The following is a 23,231-nucleotide window of genomic DNA, read 5'->3' as shown; positions in this document are numbered from 1 at the left end:
CCCCCCCCCCCCCCCCCCCCCCCCCCCCCCCCCCCCCCCCCCCCCCCCCCCCATTTTAGATGTGTATAAGAGACAGCTCCAGGATTGCACGTTTAATAGAAGACAAGGCCTATAAAAGAGGCTACAAAATTATTTATTCGAGCACCGAGAACAGTGTAGAAAAAGCCCGTGAGCTTATTAACATGTTCAAATCGAGAAAGGTGGATGCCTATATCATTTCGCCGATAAAGGGCATAGAGGAAGACATCCAGATTTTGCTGAACGAGAACAAACCCGTGATTTTGTTCGACAGGAACCTGCCCGAACTCCATACCAATTATGTAGGTGCCAACCATCTTGTAGCTTCGCACCAGGCCATCGAAAGCTTTATCAAGCAAGGCAAGAAAAATATAGCCCTGGTTACAACCGATATCAATGTGCCACAGATTATTGAACGTGCCGAAGGCTATCAAAAAGCGCTGGCTGATCATGCCATTGCCTTTGATGAAGAACTGTTGCTCAAAATTCCTTTTAACCAAGCAGAATCCGATACCATTAAGCAGATCAAACAGCTTTTCAAAAACAAACAGGTAGATGCCGTGCTGTTTGCCACCAATTATTTGGCCATTAGTGGCTTAAAAGTGCTGAAAGCACTGCATAAAACCATAGGTGAGAACTTTGCGGTAATCGGCTACGACGACCACGAGGCTTTCGAGCTGCATACCCCCAGCATTTCTACCATTCAACAACCTTTGGAAGAAATTGCCGAGACCATCATCAAGCTTATCCTCAACCAACTGGCCTCTAAAAGCAAGCTTCCCGATCAGCAGGTCATTATTCCAGCCAAGTTGATTTTGCGCAAATAAGGCAACCCCAATATTTCTTTATAATTAAAAATGTATCATTAAAGTTACAAAGGTGTATTTCATCTGAGTATTTTTTTGTTTAAAATTGATTTAGTAAAACGTTTTAGCATTTTCAGCTCTAAATCGCCCTCCAAGTAGTTTTTTGTTTAAGGCCTCGCGCACATTCAACAAGATACTTACTTTTAGCTTAACTAAAACGTTTTAATAAGGCGTAACCAAAAATAAACTGTATGATGAAAAAATGTCTTCTGGCACTTTGCTGCCTGATCTTAGCCCTAACCATCAAAGCGCAGGATAAAGCACCTGCCTATCCCTTAATTACCCACGACACCTATTTTAGTATATGGTCTTTTGGCGATAAGCTTAATGGCTCGGTAACCAAGCACTGGACCGGAAGAGAGCAGTCGTTATTGGGAGTGCTCAAAGTTGATGGCCTGTTTTACCGTTTTCTAGGCGCGGCTGCCAAAAACTATAAAAGCCTATTGCCTGCAGCCGACGAGCAGGCCTACCAGGCAAGCTATACTTTTAATTCGCCAGCTAGCAATTGGATAGAGACAGGTTTTAACGAGCAGGGCTGGAGCAAAGCCGATGCACCTTTTGGCGACGATCGCACGGCCAAAACCAAATGGAATACAGATGATATCTATTTCCGCAGAACCTTTTCGATCGAAAAATTGTCGGCTGCCCCAAAATACCTGAAGTTAAACCACGACGATAATGTGATTGTGTACCTAAATGGTAAAACGATTTACCAAAAAGAAGGCTGGGTGCATGAGTACAGCTATATTCCTATAGCGACCGGAGTTTTAAAAGCCGGGGAGAACACTTTGGCCATCCATTGCAAGAATACGGCCGGTGGAAGGCATTTGGATGCAGGCCTTGTGGAGGAAATTCCTGATGGCGCTAAAGTGTTGGAGGCCGTGCAGCAAAACGTAAAGCTGACCGCTACCAGTACCGTTTATAATTTTGCCTGTGGACCGGTAAAGCTCGAAGTAAGTTTCACCTCGCCTTTGTTGCTTAATGATATCGAGTTAACTGCCAGACCCATCAGTTACATCAGCTATGCCGTTAAATCGGCCGATGCAAAACCTCATCAGGTAGACCTTTATTTCAGTGCTTCTTCTACTTTGGCCGTTAACCAGCCCAATCAGCCGGTAAATGCCTGGCAGAGCAATAGTAACGGCCTGGCCATGCAAAAAGCTGGAACGGTAGAACAGCCTATCCTGCAAAAGAGGGGCGACGATGTAAGGATAGATTGGGGCTACATGTATGTGGCTGTACCCGCACAATTTAAACCAGTTCAATACCTGGCCCCGCAAAACGAGAGCCTGCTGCAGTTTATTAGTCAGAAATATCCAACGGCCAAAGCAATAACCAACAGCAGACAACTGAATTTGGCTTCGGTCATCCCCTTCGGAAAAGTGGGCAAAGCTCCTGTTTACAAATACTTGATGCTGGGTTACGATGATGTGAAATCGGTAGAGTATTTTGGGACGCAGCTTGAACCGATCTGGAAAAAATCCGGTCGGAACTTCGAAACCCAGCTGATCAAAGCGAGTAGGGATTATGGCTCTATTAAACAAAGATGTGCACAATTTGACCAAAAGCTGTATGCCGATGCCTTGCGTGCGGGCGGCAAGGCTTATGCCGATTTGTGCAAGCTGGCCTACAGACAGAGCATAGCTGCGCATAAAATTGCTTATGCGCCAAATGGCGACCTTTTGTTCCTGTCTAAAGAAAACTTTAGCAACGGCTCTATCAATACGGTTGATATCACTTATCCCTCGGCACCTCAATATTTGGTGTATAACCCCGAATTGCTGAAAGGCATGATGAACGGCATTTTCTATTATTCCGAAAGTGGCAAATGGAAAAAACCTTTTGCCGCGCACGATTTGGGTACTTATCCATTGGCCAACGGACAAACCTACGGCGAAGACATGCCGGTTGAGGAAGCTGGCAACATGATTATCCTCACTGCGGCCATCGCCAAGGCAGAAGGCAACGCCAATTATGCCAAAAAACACTGGGAAACACTTTCTACCTGGGCCAATTACTTGTTAAAAGAAGGCTTTGATCCGGCCAACCAATTATGCACCGACGATTTTGCCGGTCATTTGGCCAGAAATGCCAACTTATCGGTTAAAGCCATTGTTGCCTTGGGCGGCTATGCGCAATTGGCCCAGGCATTGGGCAAAACCGAAGAAGCCCAAAAAGTAAGAACCGAAGCACAGGCTATGGTCAAAAAATGGATGGAGCTGGCTGCCGATGGCGACCATTATGCCCTAACCTTTAATGGCAAAGGTACCTGGAGCCAGAAATATAACCTGGTTTGGGACAAGCTTTTGCAACTGAACCTGTTCCCTAAGGCAGTGTACGAAAAGGAAATCAGCTATTACTTAACCAAGCAACAAGCGTATGGCCTTCCGCTAGACAGCCGTAAAACCTATACCAAATCAGACTGGATTTTATGGACTGCTACCTTGGCCGATCAGGAAACCGATTTTCAAAAACTCGTTAATCCGGTATTCCGCTATGCGAGCGAAACCACCAGCAGGGTGCCTCTCAGCGATTGGCACGAAACCACCAACGGCAAAATGGTTGGCTTTCAGGCCAGGAGCGTGGTAGGGGGCTACTTCATCAAATTATTGGCAGACCAGTGGAAAAATAAACGCTAAACACCGAACATCCTTGGCCTGTGAGCCACAGGCCAGGGAGATAAAACTAATCGATGTTACCGGTCTGTGGTCACAGACCGGTGAAAAAAAATAGAAAAAATAGCCTATGGAAAAATAAAAAGAGAAAAACCACATCACATAACAGCTTAAAAAAATCAATAAAAACCAACTATAAACAAAACATGATGAACAAAACATTTACTCGACTCATCAGGCGCAGGCTGATGCCGAAAGAGAGCACCCTTAGGGTTGGCGCTTTTTCAATGGCGGTTTGTTTGGCGTTCAACGCATCGGCAGATGCCAAGAATGCGCCAGCACCGCATCTCCTTAAAAACGAACTGCAGCGCTCGCTTGCAGACATAGTAATCAGAGGTATTGTTAAAGACGAAACCGGAGCGGGCATACCAGGGGTAGGCGTGAGGGTAAAAGGTGTCCTAACTACCGTAGCCACCGATGTAAACGGTAGTTTCAGCATTACCGTGCCCTCAGAAAATTCGGTGCTGGTATTTAGCTATGTAGGCTACGAAACACAGGAAATAACGGTAGGCACCCAAAAAAATATCACCATACAACTTAAGCCCAGCAGCAATGCGCTCGAAGAAGTGGCCATTGTGGGTTTTGGTACGCAACGCAAGGTATCATTGATCGGAGCCCAATCAACCGTTGATGCCAAAGAACTCAAATTGCCCGTGGCCAGTGTTACCCAATCGCTAGCCGGTAGGATTGCCGGTGTGGTTGGCGTACAAAGAAGCGGTGAACCGGGCCGTAGCGCTGCCGATATCTGGGTACGTGGTATTTCTACTTTTGGTGGCGGTTCGGCATCGCCATTGGTTTTGGTTGATGGTGTGCAGCGCAGTATTTCCAACATCGACCCAGAAGATATCGAATCGTTTACCGTATTGAAAGATGCATCTGGAACAGCGGTTTATGGCGTGAGGGGTGCCAATGGTGTAATTTTAGTGAAGACCAAAACGGGCAAGGTAGGCAAGCCCTCTATCTTTTTTGATTATAATGAAGGTTTGAGCACTTTTACGCGCCACCCCAAAGCTTTGGACGGAGTTACCTATATGAACTTGGCCAACGAAGCTTTAACCGGTAGGGGGCAGCCTGCAAAATATACCCAAGATTACATCAACAAAACGGCTTCGGGTGTCGACCCTTTGGTTTATCCAAACGTAAACTGGATGGATGAACTGTTTAAGCAATACAGCAGCGTGCGCCGGGCCAATTTGAATGCCGGAGGTGGCGTAGAAAATGCACAGTACTATGTATCGTTGGCTTACTATAACGAAAATGGCTTTTTAAAAACCGACGACTTGGCGGCTTATAATTCGGCCATGAATTATACCCGTTATAACTTTACCAGTAACTTGAACCTCAAAATTACCGGAACCACCAAATTAGACCTGGGCATACAAGGTTTCGCCGCCAATGGCAACTATCCGGGCGAGACTACCGAAAGCATCTTCGGTTCGGCCCTGGATGTGTCGCCGGTTGAATATCCCAAAATCTATCCTAATGGTTCGGTTCCGGGCCGTTCGTCAAACGGTGGTTTTCGCAACCCTTATGCCGATCTAACCCGCAGGGGCTACAGAACGGAGTTTGCCAATCAGGTGTACAGTAATTTAAGGGTAACGCAAGATATTGGCGCTCTGGTTAAAGGCTTGAGTGCTTCGGCCATGATTGCTTTCGATGCTACCAATACCAACTCCATCAAGCGATCGAAAAGGGAGAGTACTTACTTTTTAAGGGATATCAACAATCCTTACAAAGCTGATGGGAGCTTAGACCTGATTCAGACTTATACCAGCTCGCAAAATTACCTGACCTACGAACCCGCGAGAGGCGGCAACCGCAAGTTTTATACCGAGGCTTCGATCAATTACGACAGGAGCTTTGGCAAACATCGTGTAGGAGGCTTGATTTTGGGCTATTCTGAGGACAGGACAGAGCCTTTTGCCGGCGATTTTACGGCTTCTATTCCTTTCAGGCAATTGGCCGCTGCGGCAAGGGCTACCTATTCGTATGACGATCGCTACTTTGCCGAGTTCAACTTCGGCTATAACGGTTCAGAAAACTTCAATCCCAAAAAGCGTTTCGGCTCGTTCCCAGCCTTTGGTGTGGGATGGATTCCTTCTAACGAGAAGTTCTGGGGCAATATGAAAAACGTGATTTCTTTCTTAAAATTCAGGTACTCTGATGGTAAAACGGGTATCGGCGATTTGCCGGGCCGTAGGTTTGCCTACCTCACTTTGGTGGCCGATAATGCCAATGGCTATCAATTTGGCAAAAATTTTTCCAATACAGGCGGCATCAACGTAACCGACTATGGTATTGATGTGAGCTGGGCCGAATCGAGAAAGCAGGATTTGGGTGTGGAAATCAGGACCCTGAAAGACAACCTTTACCTGATCGTTGATTTATTTAAGGAATACAGAACAGGCATTTTCTTCCAGCGCCAATCTATTCCGGGCTATGTGGGTTTAACCAACCAGCCTTACGGCAACTTGGGTATTGTTGACAACAGGGGTATCGATGCCACTTTAGAATACAACACCAAACTAGGGCAGGTAGATTTGGGCTTCCGTGCTACCTTTACCTATAACAAAGATAAAATTGTAGAAGACGATCGTCCGGTACAGCCTTATCCGTGGATGAACCGTATTGGCGATAATGTATTGTCGAGGTATGGCTATGTTGCCGAGAAGCTGTTCGATTCGCAAGACGAGATCAATAACAGCGCTACGCCAGGCTCCAAAGCTTCTGTTAAACCCGGCGATATCAAGTACAAAGACCTGAACGGCGATGGTTTAATTAACGACTATGATAAAACCAGGATTGGCCGTGGCGATGTGCCGAACAAAGTCTATGGTTTTGGCGTAAATGTTTCGTACAAGGGGTTTGTCTTGAGCACCTTCTTCCAGGGGGTACACGGCGCCGATATCATGTTGGGCGGCTCGGGTATATTTCCGTTTAACGGCGGTGGTGGCTTAAGTAATGCGTATTCTATTGCTACCGATCGCTGGACACCTGGAAATCCGCGTCAGGATGCATTTTATCCACGTTTGGCCTACGGCGAAGCTGATAACACCAACAATACCCAGGAGAGTTCTTGGTGGGTAAAAGACGTGAACTTCCTGCGTTTAAAAACGGCACAGCTCAGCTATAACCTGCCTAAATCATGGGCCAGTAAAATCCATGTCAAAAACGCAGCCGTTTACCTCATCGGCACCAACCTGCTTACTTTCAGCAACTGGAAATTGTGGGACCCAGAGTTGAATACCAACGTGAACGGAAGGGCAAATGGAGCCAGGTATCCAACAACCGCAACTTTGTCTCTAGGTGTTAACCTTAAATTTTAATTCTTACGAACATGAAAAAGTATATATATCTTTCGCTTGTACTGGCTTTAACGCTGGCTACATCATGTAAAAAAGGCTTCTTAGATCAAGTGCCTAACGATAGGCTTACGCTCGACGAAACCTTTAAAACCAGGGCAACCGCCGAAAAATTCCTCAACAACGTATACAGCCAAATCCCCGACGAATTTGGACAGCGTAATCCCAATACCGGCCGTAATGCAGGTGTATGGACAGGTTCATCTGACGAGGCAGAATGGGTTTGGGGCTTTAACCAGTGTAATAATATCAATATCGGAAGCTGGGATTCCAACTCTGGTTTTGTTAACGATTATTGGAACAACTTTTATAGAGGCATCCGATCGGCTACCTTCTTTATGGCCAATATTGACAAAGTAACCCAGGATATTACGCCCCAATTGGTTACACAATATAAAAACGAAGCCAGGGCTTTGCGTGCCATGTACTATTTTTACTTGGTGCGTATGTATGGTCCGGTGGTGCTTATCGGCGAAAACGTAATAGAGCCAGATGCCCCAACCGAAAGCATCAGGTTGCCGCGCAGCAGCATGGACGAGTGCATCAACTATATTGTTGCCGAACTGGATGCCGCCGCGGCTAACCTGCCAACCAATCCGGCCAACGACAACAACTATGGCCGCATTACCAAAGGCATGGCCTTAAGCTACAAACTGCAGGCCCTGTTGTTGGCCGCAAGTCCGCTATACAATGGCAATACCGATTTGGCTAGCCTGAAAAACAAGGACGGCAAGCAATTGATCAGTCAAACCTACGATGTCAACAAATGGAAAAAAGCAGCGGATGCCTACAAGGCCTATATCACCCAATTCGTGCCGGGCACTTACAGTTTGTTTAGAAAAAACAACTCGTTGGGTGTTTTCGATCCGTATTTATCGTGTAGGGATATCTTTATTGATCGTTTCAACAGCGAAATCATCATGATGCGCGTCGAATCTTCTATCGAGGCCCGTCAGTACGAGATGACTCCTTACCACAACGGCTACAACTCGGAGGTAAGAGGTTCGGCGGGTTTGGGCGCAACCCAAAATCAGGTGGATGCCTTTTTTATGGCCAATGGCCGTAGCATCGACGATCCGCTGGGTGGCTACGTACAAACCGGAACTACTATGTATCAGGCTCCAGGCAGTCCCATTGCTACCGATACCTACAGCCAATGGGTAAACCGTGAGCCACGTTTCTACGTAAACATTACCTATCATAACAGTGTGTGGCTAAACACCAATTTTGGCAATGTGGTTACCCAGTTCAACAACAACGGCAACTCGGGCAAGGCAACTGGCGGCAACGACTATAGCGTTACCGGCTATGCGGTAAGAAAAGCCATGGGCTTGGGCAACTGGAGAGAAAGCAACCGCCCGGTAATTTTGTATCGTGTAGGTAACCTGTTTTTGGATTATGTGGAAGCGCTGAACGAATCAACTCCTGGCGACCCTGATATTTTAATTTACTTGAACCAGATTAGAAACAGGGCGGGTATTCCAGAGTATGGCAGCGGTGCAGGCCAAATACCGGCACCGGTTGGCCAGGCTGCTATGCGCGATGCCATCAGGAAAGAACGCAGGTCTGAATTGGCCTTCGAAAACGTAAGGTATTTCGACACCAGAAGATGGAAAATTGCCGAAACCACCGATAACGGTCCGATGTATGGCTTAAACATCACCAAAAACCTGCCTGATTTCTTCCAAAAAACCGTTTTCGAAACCAGGACTTTCACCAAAAGGCATTACCTGTTCCCAATTCCGGCTAAGGATGTGAATGCGGATAACCTGATGGTACAAAACCCAGGCTGGTAAATTATTCCCAAATCTTAATAATTGATCAGGTAGTGCGAGTGATCGCGCTACCTTGATTTGAATTGCTTTATCCCTACAACTCAATGCGATGAAAAAGCTAATGGGCATCTTATCCGTGATGCTGCTGATTGTATCGGCCAACGGATTTGCACAAAACAAATCGAAACAGAAAACCTCTTTTCAGGTAGCGGCCCCTTGGAGCGCCAATTACGACGTACGCTCAGACATTGCCATGGTATACGGCATTAACGACGCCGGGGGCAATTTTGAAGAAAGGGTAAAAAGTTACCGCGATAAGGGCTACGAAGTACAGTTTATGACCGGCATTGCCTGGGGCCAATACCAGGATTACTTTTTAGGCGAGTGGGATGGCAAAAACCATTTAGACGAAGGCCAGGTCATGCGCAACGGCGAAACCATTTGGCATGGCAAAAACGTACCTTACATCGTGCCGTCGGCCAATTTCCTGGCCTACATGAAAACCCATGTCAAACGTGCTATCGATGCCGGCGTAAGCGCCATTTACTTGGAAGAACCCGAGTTCTGGGCACGTGCAGGTTACGGCGAAGCCTTTAAAAAAGAATGGCAAAACTATTATGGCTCGCCTTGGATGGCTCAGCACGAATCGCCAGAAGCCACTTACCTTTCGTCAAAGCTTAAATACCAGCTTTATTTCAATGCGCTGAAAGAAGTTTTCGCTTATGTGAAAAGCTACAGCGAAAGCTTGGGCAAAAGGGTAAAATGCTATGTGCCTACTCATTCGCTCCTCAATTATTCGTCGTGGCAGATTGTAAGTCCGGAGGCCAGTTTGGCCAACCTCGAAGGTATGGATGGCTACATCGCACAGGTGTGGACAGGCACTTCGAGAGAGCCGGTTTACTACAATGGCAAAGCCAAGGAACGCGTGTTTGAAAATGCCTTTTTAGAATACGGTTCTATGGTATCGATGACCGCCCCAACCGGTCGGAAAATTTTCTTCTTAACCGACCCGATAGAAGACCGTGCCCGTAGCTGGGACGATTACAAAGTAAATTATGAAGCCACTTTTACGGCCAAGCTCTTGTACCCCATGGTTGATAATTATGAAGTGATGCCTTGGCCAAACCGCATTTACAACGGCAAATTCAGCGTAGAAGGTCAAAAAGAAAAACAGCCTATTTCAAAGGCTTATGCCACCCAAATGCAGGTGATGGTCAATTCGCTCAATCAAATGCCACTATCCGACAATAAATTGAACGGTAGTCATGGCATTGGCATTTTGTTGGCCAATTCCATGATGTTTCAGCGTTTTCCTACCCATGCAGGTTATGACGATCCTTATTTGTCGAACTTTTATGGCATGGCTATCCCTCTGCTCAAAAAAGGCATTCCGGTGGAGACTGTCCATATGGAAAACCTGGCTAATAAAAACACCCTGAAAGACATCAAAGTGCTCATTATGAGCTATGCCAACATGAAGCCTTTAGCGGCCAGTTACCACGAAGAACTGGCCAAATGGGTGAGAAACGGAGGCGTTCTTTTGTACTACGGCCGTGATAATGATCCTTTCCAAAACGTAAAAGAGTGGTGGAATACCCATGGCAATAATTTTACGGCACCTTCGCAACATTTGTTCAAATTGTTTGGCTTGGGTCCCAACGATAATCAGGCTGAATATGGCGTGGGCAAAGGCAAGGTTTTCATCATCCGCAAAGACCCCAAAGAACTGGTAATGCAAGCCAATGGCGATGCCGATTTCTTGGCCAACGTTAAAAAAGCCTACGAAAAAGATGCCCATGCGGGCGAACTACTCTTCAAAAACAATTTTATGCTCGATCGCGGACCATTTAAAATGGTTGCCGTTTTAAACGAAACCGCCAACGACGAACCCCTAACCTTAACCGGAACTTTCATCGACCTATTCGACCCTGCTTTACCTATTCTGCACCAAAAAACCGTGGCCCCAAACACCCAGGCATACCTCTACGATGTAAACAAAGCTACAGCCAAAAATAAGCCCCAAGTGTTGGCCGCTGCGGGACGTTTGGACGATGCATCTGTTAAAATCACCAAAAACAGCTATGCTTTTGTAATCAAGAGTCCATCGAATACCGTTAACGCCATGCGCATTTTGTTGCCCAAAAAGCCAAAACAGGTAGTGGCCAAGTTAAACGGTAAAAACCTCGAACTCTTTAAAAATGACTGGGACGAACCGTCTAAAACTCTTTTGTTGAGCTTCGACAATTACAGCGAAGGCGTAAATGTGAACATCAACTGGTAAATACAACAACACAAACACACCACATGAAACTCAAACTATTAGGCTTTTTAATAATTTGCACGATTGCCAACTTAACGGCGCAAGAAAGAGATTTGGTACGCTATGTCAATACTTTGCAGGGCACCAATTCCAAACACGAACTTACCCGAGGCAATACTTATCCAACCACGGCCCTGCCTTTTGGCATGCACACCTGGACACCACAAACCGGCAAAAATGGTGATGGCTGGAAATATCAATATTTTAAAGATAAGATCCGTGGCTTTCAACAGGCACATCAGTGCAGCTCTTGGACCAGGGATTATGCCGTTTTTTCGCTCATGCCCATGATTGATGAATTGGTAGTTGACGAAAACAAGCGCGAGGCCCAATTTAGCCATCAAAACGAAGTGGCCAAGCCCAATTACTACAAGGTAACCTTTAATAACCGGCTGACCACCGAAATTGCCCCAACCGAGCGTGGTGCGCACCTTAGGTTCAGCTACCCTAAAGGCAAAAAGAGCTATTTGGTGCTTGATGGCTATACCCGTTTAAGTGGTATGCAGATTTTTCCGAAGGCACAAAAAATTACGGGTTATGTTAACAATGGCGAGGGCTTTAAAAAAGGCTGGAAGAGCTATTTTGTCATCAAATTTGACCATCCCATTCAAGCCTATGGCACTTGGGATAACAAAACCAATACCGTTAAAGCCGATTCTACTACGGCCGAAGGCTTAGGCAAGGGCGCCTACATCGAGTTTAGGGCGGGCGTTAAGGTACAGGCTAAGATAGCCTCATCTTACATCAGTGCCGAGCAAGCCGAACTCAATCTGCAGCAAGAACTGGGCAATGACAAAAACCTGGAGCAGACTAAGGGCAAGGCCACTGCGGTTTGGAATGAATCGTTAGGCAAGATTTTGGTTGAAGGGGGTAGCGAAGAAGATATCGCCACTTTTTATTCATGCTTTTTTAGGGCCAGCCTATTTTCGCGCAAGTTTTACGAAATCGGCAAAGATGGCCAGCCTTATTATTTCAGCCCTTACGATGGCAAGGTGCATCCTGGTTACATGTTTACCGATACCGGATTTTGGGATACCTTTAGGGCACAATTCCCCTTAAATACCTTAATCCATCCCGAAATGCACGGCCGTTACCTGCAAGCCATGCTCGATGCCTACGAGCAATGTGGCTGGTTGCCTTCGTGGTCTTTTCCGAGCGAAGCAGGCAGTATGATTGGTAACCATGCCATCTCGCTGTTTACCGATGCCTGGGTAAAAGGCATTAAAACTTTCGATCCGAAAAAAGCCCTGCAAGCCTATGCCCACGAAGCCATGAACAAAGGCCCATGGGGGCCGGCAAATGGCCGTGATGGCTGGAAAGAATACTTTGAGCTGGGATATGTGCCCTATCCCAAGTATCGCGAAGCCACCGCCAAGACCCTCGAATATGCCTACGACGATTTTTGCGGCTACGAATTGGCCCGGTTAACCGGCAACGATTTTTACCAATCGGTGTTTGCCCGCCAAATGTATAACTACAAAAACGTGTACGATCCGGCAACACGTTTTATGCGTGGCAAAGATGCCGATGGCCAATGGACACCTAAGTTTGATCCTACAGAATGGGGAGGCCCTTTTACCGAGGGCAATGCCTGGCATTGGCAATGGTCGGTATTTCAAGATATCCAAGGCCTCATCAATTTAATGGGAGGTAATAAAAATTTTACGGCCAAGTTAGACTCTGTTTTTTCAGAGCCCAACAAGGTAAATGTGGGCACTTACGGAGGCATGATCCACGAAATGGCCGAAATGGTGATGGCCAATATGGGCCAGTATGCACACGGAAATCAACCCATTCAGCACATGGTTTATTTGTACAATTATGCCAATGAGCCATGGAAAGCGCAGTTTCATGCCCGCGAGGTCATGACAAAACTTTACAATGCCACCGAGAACGGCTATCCTGGCGACGAAGACCAGGGCCAAACCTCGTCGTGGTATGTGCTCAGTGCTTTGGGCTTTTACAGCGTAACCCCTGGCACCGGCGAATATGTATTGGGAAGTCCGCTTTTTAAAAAAATTACCCTTACTTTAGCGAATGGGAAAAAATTTGTAATTGAAGCACCGGCTAATGACGCATCTCACGTATACATTAAGTCTGCAACCCTCAATGGCAAGCCCTACACGCGCAATTACATTAGCCATGCCGATTTGGTTAGTGGAGGGACACTGAAATTAGAAATGGATAGCCAGCCAGCCAGGAACAGAGGGCTGCATAAAGAAGATAAACCCTTTTCGCTCACTAAGTAAAAGGTTTTAGTAAGCGAAAAGAAGAATATAATAAATATATAGAAATGGAAAAACCTGCTGTATTGGGTGTTGATATAGGTGGCTCGCATATTACGGCTGCACTGGTAGATTTAAAAAAAGGAACATTAATTGAAGAGTCGATAAAGCGTAACGCAGTTAATGCTAAACAAGAGAAGGAAGATATATTAAAGGCCTGGTGCCATGTAATTGAAGCTGCTTTTGCCAATGCCAATGGCAATGAAAAATACATCGGCATTGCCATGCCTGGCCCATTCGATTATGAAAATGGCATTTCGCTGATCAAGGAGCAGGATAAATTCAATGCCCTTTATTTGGCCAACATCAAAGAAGAGCTTGCCAAGCGTCTGCAGCTTAAGCCAAGTGCCATCCGCTTTATTAATGATGCAGCCGGCTTTATGCAGGGCGAAGTTTTTAGTGGCGCGGCCAAGGGCCATAGCCGGGTACTGGGCTTAACCCTAGGCACGGGATTAGGTTCGGCATTGTCTATCAATGGCATGGCTTCTGACGCCGAGTTGTGGGATTCGGCATTTTTGGATGGCATAGCCGAAGATTACCTTTCTACCCGCTGGTTTGTGGGCCGTTACAACGAATTGAGCCACAAAAGCTTGGATGGCGTAAAGGAATTGGCGGGTTTGGTAGCGACCGATGCTCTGGCCAAACAGGTATTTGTAGAATTTGGGGCTAACCTGGCTCAATTTTTAGCTCCGATAATTAAAAAACATGAGGCCGAAGTGGTAATTTTAGGAGGGAATATTGCACGGGCTTTCGATCTCTTTGCGCTAAGCTTAAATATTGGACTGGGCAAGCAGGGGCTGAACATACCCATTAAGCTAACGGAGCTGAATGAGCATGCCGCCTTAATTGGAGCAGCCAGTAATTGGAATCTGGAGACCTCTCAAACTGAAAAATAATCGATAAAAAATAAAGGCGCACGAACCACGCGCCATAAAACAAAAACCTAAGCTATGAAAAGAAGAAAGTTTATTCAAAACACAGGTTTATTGGGGGCCGGCGTGCTGGCTTCGAAGTTTTCCTTTGCTTCGGCTTTGACACCCGAATTTCCGGTAGTTAGGGTTGCGGCCGCTAAGCGACACTTTACCAGTGCATCTGTAGAAAAGGCCATTCAAACCTTTCAGGCACACGTGGCTGATAAAGAATTGGCTTGGCTGTTCGAAAACTGCTTCCCGAATACTTTAGATACCACGGTAACCTATGCGGTGAAAAACGGCAAGCCAGATACCTATGTCATTACTGGCGACATTGATGCCATGTGGATGCGCGACAGTTCGGCGCAGGTTTGGCCGTACCTGCAGTTTGTAAACGAAGATCCGAAACTGAAGGATTTGATCGCAGGGGTGATCAACCGTCAAACCCACTATGTGTTAAAAGATCCTTATGCCAATGCCTTTTACAACGATCCGAATAAAGTAGGCGAGTGGAAAAGCGACAAAACCGATATGAAGCCAGGCGTACACGAACGCAAGTGGGAAATCGATTCGCTGTGCTATCCCATCCGTTTGGCTTACCACTACTGGAAAAAAACAGGCGACAAATCGCCTTTCGATGCCGACTGGAAAAAAGCCATCGAATTGATTTATAAAACCTTTGTAGAGCAGCAACGCAAAGACAATAAAGGGCCGTATCATTTCCAGCGCGAAACCACGGCTCCAACCGATTCGTTGCCCATGGCGGGTTATGGCTTTCCGGTAAAGCCAGTCGGTTTGATCTGCTCGGCCTTCCGTCCGAGCGATGATGCCACCATTTATCCTTTCCTGATCCCGTCTAACTTTTTTGCGGTAAGCAGCTTAAGGCAAGCGGCCGAGATGCTTGTTGCCTTGTATAATGATAACGCTTTGGCCGGAAAGTTAACCGCTTTGGCCAATGAGGTTGAAACGGCTTTGAAAAAATACGCCACCAAAGACCATCCGGTTTACGGCAAAATATTCGCCTTTGAGGTCGATGGTTTTGGCAGTGCCTATTTGATGGATGATAGCAATGTGCCTAGCTTGCTGTCTATGCCTTATTTGGGAGCCATCAAAGTGGATGATCCAATTTATAAAAATACCCGCAAGTTTATCCTGTCAACCGACAATCCCTTCTTTTTTAAAGGCAAGGCGGCCGAAGGTGTGGGCGGGCCACACGTTGGTGCCGATATGATTTGGCCAATGGCGATTACTTTGCAGGGAATAACTTCGGTAAGCGACGCCGAAATCAAAAAGTGTATCGTCATGCTGAAAAGCACGCATGCAGGCAAAGGCTTTATGCACGAGAGTTTCCATAAAGACGACCCGACTAAATTTACGCGCAGCTGGTTTGCTTGGGCCAATACCCTGTTTGGCGAGTTTTTATGGAAAATTTATAACGAAAAACCAGCCTTGCTGAAATAAAATATGTTGAAGACAGTAAAAATAGGTAAACTGAAATGCGTGGCCGCTTTGGCGCTATCGCTGTTGGCTGGGCAAGGCTTGGCACAGCAGCAAGCCAGCAATTTGTCCTATGTAGATCCCACCATAGGCAGCGTAGGCCTCATTTTAGAGCCCACCCGGCCAGCGGTACATCTGCCCAATAGCATGGTGCGGGTTTTTCCGGCGCGTGCCGATCAGCTGGACGATCAAATTGCCTATTTTCCGCTCACCATTTCTTCGCATCGCCAAAATTGGCTTTTCGGGTTGATGCCTTATTCGGGGCCAATTAACGAACAGGCTTGGGGCAAGAAATTTACTTCAGACAACGAGCAGATCAGACCCGATTCCTATACTGGCCTCCTAGAAGATAACGGCACCAAAATCAGTTTTATACCAGGTGCCAAAGCCGGTTTTTTTGAATTTGCCTTTGCCGATAAGGTGGATCACTATCTGCGCCTTACTATTTTGAACAACGGTGAAATCAACCTCGAAAACCAACATGCCCTGAGTGGTATTGAAGAATTTCAGGGGATGAAAGCCTATTTCTACGCCGAAACGAACGTAACCTTGGGCGATGTCAGCTACCAAAACCAACAAGGCAAAAAACGTGCATTGATCAAAATTGAAGGTCAGGCACAAAAGGTAGCCTTTAAATATGGTATTTCCTTCATCAGCAAGGCGCAGGCCAAAGAAAACCTGAATAGGGAAATTGCCGACTGGGACAGGGCCAAACTGCAAAGCAAAGCTACAGCAGCTTGGAACAAAGTGCTGTCGCAAGTGAACGTAAAAGGAGGAACCACGGCGCAGAAACGCGTCTTTTATACCTCGCTGTACCGTTCTTACGAGCGGATGGTCGATATTAACGAGTACGGCAAATACTACAGTGCCTACGATCATCAGGTGCATCGCTCAGACCGTCCGTTTTTTGTTGACAATTGGCTGTGGGACACCTACATCGCACTTGAACCTTTGCAAACCATTTTAAATCCAAAAATGGAGGGCGACAAGCTTAACTCTTATGTGCAGATGTACGAGCAGAGTGGCTGGATGCCTTCTTTTGCGCTCGTGTTTGGCGATAACCCTTGCATGACGGGCAACCACGCCGCCGCCTGGTTCTTGGATTCGTACCAAAAAGGGGTTCGTGGCTTCGACCTTCAAAAAGCCTACGAAGGCATTAAAAAGAATTCGCTCGAAGCTACCTTATTGCCCTGGAAAAACGGCAAGGCAACTGTGCTCGATACTTTTTATGCCGAAAAAGGCTACATGCCGGCACTCAAACCCGGCGAAAAGGAAACCGTGGCCGCAGTGCATGGCTTTGAAAAAAGACAGAGCGTTTCGGTTACTTTAGAAAACAGTTTCGATGATTGGTGCCTGGCCCAACTGGCCAGCAAAAGTGGCAACGAGGCCGATAGAGCCTTGTTTTTAAAACGCGCAGCCAATTACAAAAACGTGTTCCGCGAAGACAAGGGCTTTGTATGGCCCAAAGACAGCGATGGCAATTGGATAGAACCTTTCGATCCTAAGTTTTCTGGCGGACAAGGCGGTCGCGAATACTTTACCGAAAACAATGCTTATACCTACAACTGGGATGTGAAACACGATTTAGATGGACTTTTCCAGTTAATGGGGGGCAGGGCCAAGGCCGAAGAAAAACTCGACGACTTGTTCAGGGCCAGCTTGGGCCGGAGCAAATATAACCTCTGGTACACCTTCCCGGATGCCACGGGCTTGGTGGGTCAATTTGTAATGGGTAATGAGCCGAGCTTTCATATTCCGTATCTCTACAATTATTTGGGTGCCCCATGGAAAACACAAAAACGCATCCGCATGTTGATGGACACTTGGTACACCGACAACCTGTTTGGCATTCCGGGCGACGAAGATGGGGGTGGCATGACGGCCTTTGTGGTATTCTCTATGATGGGCTTTTTCCCGGTTACGCCAGGCGTTCCGGTGTACAGCATCGGCAGTCCTACGTTTAATGAAATGAGCATCAGGCTCGATAATGGCAAAACCTTTACGGTATTGGCCAAAAACAATTCGGCAAGCAACAAGTATATCCAAAGCGCAACCTTAAACGGCAAGGTTTTGAACCGTTCGTGGTTTACACATCAAGAATTAACCAACGGCGGCGTGTTAACCTTGCAGATGGGCAGTTTGCCCAACAAAACTTGGGGCAGTACTAATTTGCCACCATCAGCCTTAAACTATAACCCCTAAACATAACAGCACAATGAACAAAACATTTTTAACAGGTTTAGCACTCGTCTTAATGGTGGTTGGCGTAAGGGCCCAAAACCCCGAAACGATAACCAGAAAAGGCTATACCTTAACTTTTTTGAGCAATTCGGCTTCTTTTGATCCGGCTTTGAAGCAGCGCATGATCGAAACTTTCTTTAAGGTTTATCCCGTATTGGCCAAAGACTTTAACAAAAATGCCGATAAAGCCGTAACTTTTAGCATCGATACCGCCTACAAAGGCGTAGCCGCTACCGGCGGCGGCCGTATTGTGTACAATCCCGAGTGGTTTGTAAAACATCCTGGCGATATCGATGTGGTAACCCACGAGGTCATGCACGTGGTACAAAATTATGGTAATGGTGGCGGGCCAGGCTGGCTAACCGAGGGCATTGCCGATTATGTACGCTTTAAATATGGCGTTGACAATCCGGGTGCGGGTTGGACCCTAACGCCGTTTAAGCCAGAGCAGAGCTATAAAAATGCTTATCGCATTACAGCTCGTTTTTTAAACTGGCTCGAAACGCATGGCAATAAAGGCATCGTGGTAAAGCTCGACAACATTATGCGCAGCCATACCTATGCAGCAACCGTTTGGAAAGACCTGACAGGCAAAACTGTCGACGAACTTTGGGCTGCTTATGCCGCTAATCCGAATGCTTAAAATATTCTCTTATCTCAATATTTAAAAATGATCAAGAAACTACTCACCGCTACATTGGTACTTGCAGGTTTGGGGCTTTCGGCACAAACTGTGGGCAAGATTACCGATCCTGTAGAATGGATCAATCCGTTAATGGGTACCCAATCAAAGCCCGATTTGTCTAACGGCAATACCTATCCGGCCATTGCAGTGCCATGGGGCATGAATTTTTGGACCCCCCAGACCGGCAAAATGGGCAACGGCTGGGCTTATACCTACGATGCCGATAAAATACGGGGCTTTAAGCAAACGCATCAGCCATCGCCTTGGATGAACGACTATGGCCAGTTTGCCATTATGCCCGTAACCGGAAAGCTGAAGTTTACCGAAGACGACCGCGCCAGCTGGTTTACGCACAAGGCAGAGGTAGCCAAGCCTTACTACTACAGCGTGTACCTAGCCGATGCCAATGTAACCACCGAGATTACACCAACCGAAAGGGCTGCGCAGTTCAGGTTTACCTATCCGCAAACCGATAGCGCTTTTGTAGTGGTCGATGCGCTGAACAAAGGCTCGTACATCAAAATCATCCCTGAAGAACGCAAAATTATTGGCTATACCTCTAAATATGCCCGCGGACCATTGCCGAGCAATTTCAAAAACTACTTCGTTATTTATTTTGATAAAGCCTTTACCGTGGCCAAAACCTGGTCGGGCAATAAATTAAGCGCGACAGATTTAGAGCTGCAAAGCGACCATACCGGTGCGGTTATCGGCTTTAAAACCAAAAATGGCGAGAAAGTTCATGCCAAGGTAGCTTCTTCTTTCATCAGCTTTGAACAAGCCGAATTGAACCTTAAAAGAGAGTTGGCCAACGATAGCTTCGATGCCACCAAAACAAAAGCCAAAGCCATTTGGAACAAAACCCTGAGCCGCATTAGCGTAGAAGGTGGCACGGTTGACCAAACCCGTACTTTTTATTCGTCGTTTTACCGTACGCTTTTCTTCCCCAATAAATTGTACGAGATCGATGCCAACAACAAAATTGTGCACTGGAGTCCGTACAATGGCAAGATATTGCCTGGCTATATGTTTGCCGGAACCGGCTTTTGGGATACCTTTAGGGCTTTGTACCCTTTCTTAAATCTGGTTTATCCGTCTATCAATAAAGAGATGCAGGAAGGCCTCATCAACGATTATAAGGAAGGCGGTTTCTTGCCCGAGTGGAGCAGTCCAGGTTTTGCCGATATCATGATTGGCAACAATTCTGCTTCGGTAGTGGCCGATGCTTATATCAAAGGTATCCGTGGTTATGATATCGAAACCCTTTGGGATGCTGTAAAACATGGTGCCAACAATGAAGGCCCAATGACCGCTGTTGGCCGCAAAGGCGTGAAGTACTATAACGAATTGGGCTATGTGCCTTACGATGTAAAAATAAACGAAAATGCAGCCCGTACTTTGGAATATGCCTACGATGATTTTGCGATTTACCAATTGGGCAAAGCTTTAGGCAAACCTGAAAGCGAAATCGGCATTTACGCCAAAAGAGCCATGAATTATAAGAACCTGTTCGATCCGGCAAGCGGCTTGATGCGTGGCAAAAACCAGGATGGTACTTTCCAATCGCCGTTTAGTCCGTTTAAATGGGGCGATGCCTTTACCGAAGGCAACAGCTGGCACTACTCGTGGTCGGTGTTTCAGGATATTGCCGGCTTGGCCAAGCTGATGGGGGGCAAGGAGAAATTTGTACAAAAACTGGATTCGGTATTTACGCTGCCTCCAATTTTCGACGACACTTACTATGGTGGTGTAATCCACGAAATCAGGGAGATGCAGATTGCCAATATGGGCCAATATGCGCACGGTAATCAGCCCATCCAACACATGATTTACCTGTACAACTATGGTGGTGCACCTTGGAAAGCCCAATACTGGGTACGCGAAGCCATGAACAGGCTGTACCATGCTACACCAGATGGCTATTGTGGTGATGAAGATAACGGTCAAACTTCGGCTTGGTACGTGTTTTCGGCTATGGGTTTCTATCCGGTTACACCAGCGGTAGATCAGTACGTAATTGGTGCGCCTTTGTTTAAAAAGGTAACCTTGAACCTGGAGAACGGCAAAACCGTTGTCATCAACGCCCCAACAAACAGTGCCGACAATAGATACATCCAAAGCCTGAAAGTAAACGGCGTCAGCTATGATAAAAACTGGCTGAGCCATTCGGCCTTGCAAAAAGGAGCCGTGTTGGACTTTGGCATGGCGGCTACGCCAAATAAAACCAGGGGAACGAGCGAGAGTGCTTTCCCTTACTCGTTCTCAACAGCGAAATAATCAAAAAAGGCAGCATGAAAGTGCTGCCTTTTTTCTTGTGAACACTTGAGAAGTTTAAAGAACTTCGCAAGTGTTTATTAGTCCATTGGCTGATTCGAGGATTGTCATAGGCAGGGGCACGTAGTTTAACTGGTCCTATGTGCCCCTGCCTACCGGCAGGCAGGTATGTGTTTAAAAATCAGGCATCCTAAGGTTTCTGAGGTGGTGAAAAAACTATCTCTGGAGCTCTATTGCCGCCAAGAACCGCAGCAACCTTTCCAAATCGTCCAGTATGTTTTCAAAATCTACGGGCAGGCCGTTGGCATTGTAAAACAGGTAATCTATAAACAGCCTAGTAAGGCTTTGGTACATCCGGCCGGGGCGGGCATCGCCTAGCAGCTCCTCTAGCGCAGCCACGGTATTTTCGTTGGGTTTTTTCATAGGTATATTAGGTAGGTACACAAAGCAAGGCAACGGCGCAAAGGTATGCAACATGGCACGCCTGTTTTTTACCGTACTAACCTTGTAATTTATTATGGATTTCCGTATTTTACCTGCTATAAATAATCTAGATTTGCCTTATGACTAACACCGCCAACCCGAAAAACATACACCAAGGCCGCAACGTAAAGCGCTTCCGCGAAATGATGGGCCTTAAGCAAGATGCTTTGGCCTACCAGCTGGGCACCGACTGGAACCAGCAAAAGGTATCGCTCTTAGAACAGAAAGAAACCATTGAAACAGATATACTTAAACAGGTGTCGGCCATATTGAAGGTGCCTGTTGAAGCAATCCAGAATTTTGACGAGGAACAGGCTGTTAATATTATCTCCAACACGATTAACAACAACGATAATGCGACAATGCATAACCCATCATTGTTTAACTATTATCCTACTTTCAATCCCATCGATAAAATGGTTCAGCTGTATGAGCGCATGCTCCAACAGCAAAAGGAAATGATAGACAGGCTGGAAAGGCTAATAGAAAAGAGATAGCAAAAACATAAGCGGAAAGGAATTAGGTGGGGAGATCAAACGAGGTCTCCCCTTTTATATGCGCCTATATCGTCTTTCAAGCAATCGAGTAATATCGGCAATAAACCGTGTGTTTTGCCTCGCGGTGTTAACAATGGACAATTATATTTTTACAAATAAATAAAACAATAAAGCCAAATTTCATAAACCATAAATTAGTAGATGGGACACATAATCAGCAAAATCCATATCGAAAATTTTAAGTCAATTCGCTCTCACGAATTCGAACTTTCAAATTTCACCCCACTTGTAGGCTATAACAATGCCGGAAAGTCTAATATTTTAGAAGCAATTAAATGGGTACTACGAAAAACATCCCTCCCAATTAGTTGTTTTTATGACACTACTCAACCAATAGTAGTTACTGCTTCGATAGAAGGTATATCGAATGATATATTGGAGAATATAGAACCTGCACATCGAGCCAGGATTGAGCCATTCTTGAATAATGAAACTCTTGCGATTAAAAGAATTCAAGATAATCCTGGACAAACGGTGGCTCAGATCAAGTTACTGGTTTTAAACCCAAATGATGCAACTTGGCAAAATAATCCTGCAGGTATTGACAATGCCATTAAAGATCTGTTTCCAGAACCGATACAGATTGGTGCAATGGAGAATTCGGAAGAAGATATTTCAAGGTCAAGCAGTACTTCAACTATTGGAAAGCTTCTTGCAGAAATTATTGGGCCAATTGAAGTTCAGTACGGAGCACAGGTAAATCAAGCATTAAACGGCCTCAAAGATATACTTGATGTAGAGGGCGCCAATAGAGCTCCTGAATTGGAAACATTTGATGCTGAAATCAACACCAAACTTGACGCGTTTTTTCCTGACATAAGGGTAAAGGTACATATACCTACTCCGGACATAAAGGAAGTCTTTAAAAAAGGCACCATTAAGGTTTACGAGCATCTGTTTCCGACTGCAAAGGACGTAAGTTCTTTGGGGCATGGAGCCCAAAGGTCTATTCAGATGACCTTAGTAAGGCATTTGGCTGATCTAAAGCTAGCCCAACAAGAAACTAGAACTACCACTTTGCTATTGATAGACGAGCCTGAACTGTATTTGCACCCGCAAGCCATCGAGATTTTAAGGAAATCGCTAAAAATATTATCTCAGCAAGGTTATCAGGTAATCTTCACTACCCATTCTCCATTTATGATAACGCAAAATGATGTTGGGAATACAGTGTTGGTCAGGAAAAACGATGTACATGGAACGTTTAAAAGAACAACACTAAAATCAGCCATACCTCAGATCTGTCTCTTATACACATCTGACGCTGCCGACGAACCACGAC

14 protein-coding genes are annotated in these 23,231 nt (G+C 46.1%); 13 read left to right on the top strand and 1 reads right to left on the bottom strand.

Annotation, left to right across the window (positions count from 1 at the left end; translation table 11 throughout):
- The first annotated feature begins 59 nt into the window (after window positions 1-59).
- The 11 genes from JHD69_RS15035 (at window position 60) to JHD69_RS14985 (ending at window position 20,912) form a co-directional block, all read left to right on the top strand.
- Window positions 60-845, top strand: coding sequence for a substrate-binding domain-containing protein (locus tag JHD69_RS15035; RefSeq protein ID WP_199141163.1), 786 nt, complete (start codon window positions 60-62; stop codon window positions 843-845).
- Between the two features lie 233 nt (window positions 846-1,078).
- Window positions 1,079-3,523, top strand: a complete 2,445-nt coding sequence (locus JHD69_RS15030) for a glutaminase family protein (protein WP_199141162.1) — start codon at window positions 1,079-1,081, stop codon at window positions 3,521-3,523.
- A 185-nt stretch (window positions 3,524-3,708) separates the two neighbouring features.
- The gene (locus JHD69_RS15025) at window positions 3,709-6,885 is read left to right on the top strand and encodes a SusC/RagA family TonB-linked outer membrane protein (protein ID WP_199141161.1); all 3,177 of its coding nucleotides are present in this window, start codon (window positions 3,709-3,711) and stop codon (window positions 6,883-6,885) included.
- Window positions 6,886-6,896: 11 nt separating this feature from the next.
- The gene (locus tag JHD69_RS15020; protein ID WP_199141160.1) at window positions 6,897-8,717 is read left to right on the top strand and encodes a RagB/SusD family nutrient uptake outer membrane protein; all 1,821 of its coding nucleotides are present in this window, start codon (window positions 6,897-6,899) and stop codon (window positions 8,715-8,717) included.
- Between the two features lie 88 nt (window positions 8,718-8,805).
- The gene (locus JHD69_RS15015) at window positions 8,806-10,977 is read left to right on the top strand and encodes a hypothetical protein (RefSeq protein ID WP_199141159.1); all 2,172 of its coding nucleotides are present in this window, start codon (window positions 8,806-8,808) and stop codon (window positions 10,975-10,977) included.
- A 23-nt stretch (window positions 10,978-11,000) separates the two neighbouring features.
- Entirely contained in the window at window positions 11,001-13,265 is a 2,265-nt protein-coding gene (locus JHD69_RS15010; RefSeq protein WP_199141158.1) for a GH92 family glycosyl hydrolase, read from the top strand.
- Window positions 13,266-13,309: 44 nt separating this feature from the next.
- Window positions 13,310-14,197: an ROK family protein gene (locus tag JHD69_RS15005; protein ID WP_199141157.1), complete on the top strand. Its 888-nt coding sequence runs from the start codon at window positions 13,310-13,312 to the stop codon at window positions 14,195-14,197.
- A 54-nt stretch (window positions 14,198-14,251) separates the two neighbouring features.
- Window positions 14,252-15,673, top strand: coding sequence for a glycoside hydrolase family 125 protein (locus JHD69_RS15000; RefSeq protein WP_199141156.1), 1,422 nt, complete (start codon window positions 14,252-14,254; stop codon window positions 15,671-15,673).
- Between the two features lie 3 nt (window positions 15,674-15,676).
- Window positions 15,677-17,911, top strand: coding sequence for a GH92 family glycosyl hydrolase (locus tag JHD69_RS14995; protein WP_199141155.1), 2,235 nt, complete (start codon window positions 15,677-15,679; stop codon window positions 17,909-17,911).
- Window positions 17,912-17,924: 13 nt separating this feature from the next.
- On the top strand, window positions 17,925-18,593 hold the full coding sequence (locus tag JHD69_RS14990; RefSeq protein ID WP_199141154.1) for a basic secretory protein-like protein: 669 nt from the start codon (window positions 17,925-17,927) through the stop codon (window positions 18,591-18,593).
- Between the two features lie 27 nt (window positions 18,594-18,620).
- Window positions 18,621-20,912 carry a GH92 family glycosyl hydrolase gene (locus JHD69_RS14985; protein ID WP_199141153.1) on the top strand — a complete coding sequence of 764 codons (2,292 nt, stop codon included), beginning with the start codon at window positions 18,621-18,623 and terminating at the stop codon, window positions 20,910-20,912.
- A gap of 213 nt (window positions 20,913-21,125) precedes the next feature.
- Here the strand turns inward: JHD69_RS14985 and JHD69_RS14980 are convergent, their stop codons facing one another.
- Window positions 21,126-21,332, bottom strand: coding sequence for a hypothetical protein (locus tag JHD69_RS14980; RefSeq protein ID WP_199141152.1), 207 nt, complete (start codon window positions 21,330-21,332; stop codon window positions 21,126-21,128).
- Between the two features lie 140 nt (window positions 21,333-21,472).
- Between JHD69_RS14980 and JHD69_RS14975 the strand changes: the two genes are divergently transcribed.
- Entirely contained in the window at window positions 21,473-21,889 is a 417-nt protein-coding gene (locus JHD69_RS14975; RefSeq protein WP_199141151.1) for a helix-turn-helix domain-containing protein, read from the top strand.
- Window positions 21,890-22,090: 201 nt separating this feature from the next.
- Window positions 22,091-23,231, top strand: a 1,141-nt coding sequence (locus JHD69_RS14970) for an ATP-dependent nuclease (protein WP_199141150.1), incomplete at its 3' end; no start/stop codon positions are given.

Source organism: Pedobacter sp. ASV12, assembly GCF_016429155.1.
Taxonomy (GTDB): Bacteria; Bacteroidota; Bacteroidia; order Sphingobacteriales; family Sphingobacteriaceae; genus Pedobacter.
This window is presented reverse-complemented; position numbering and strand designations above follow the sequence as displayed.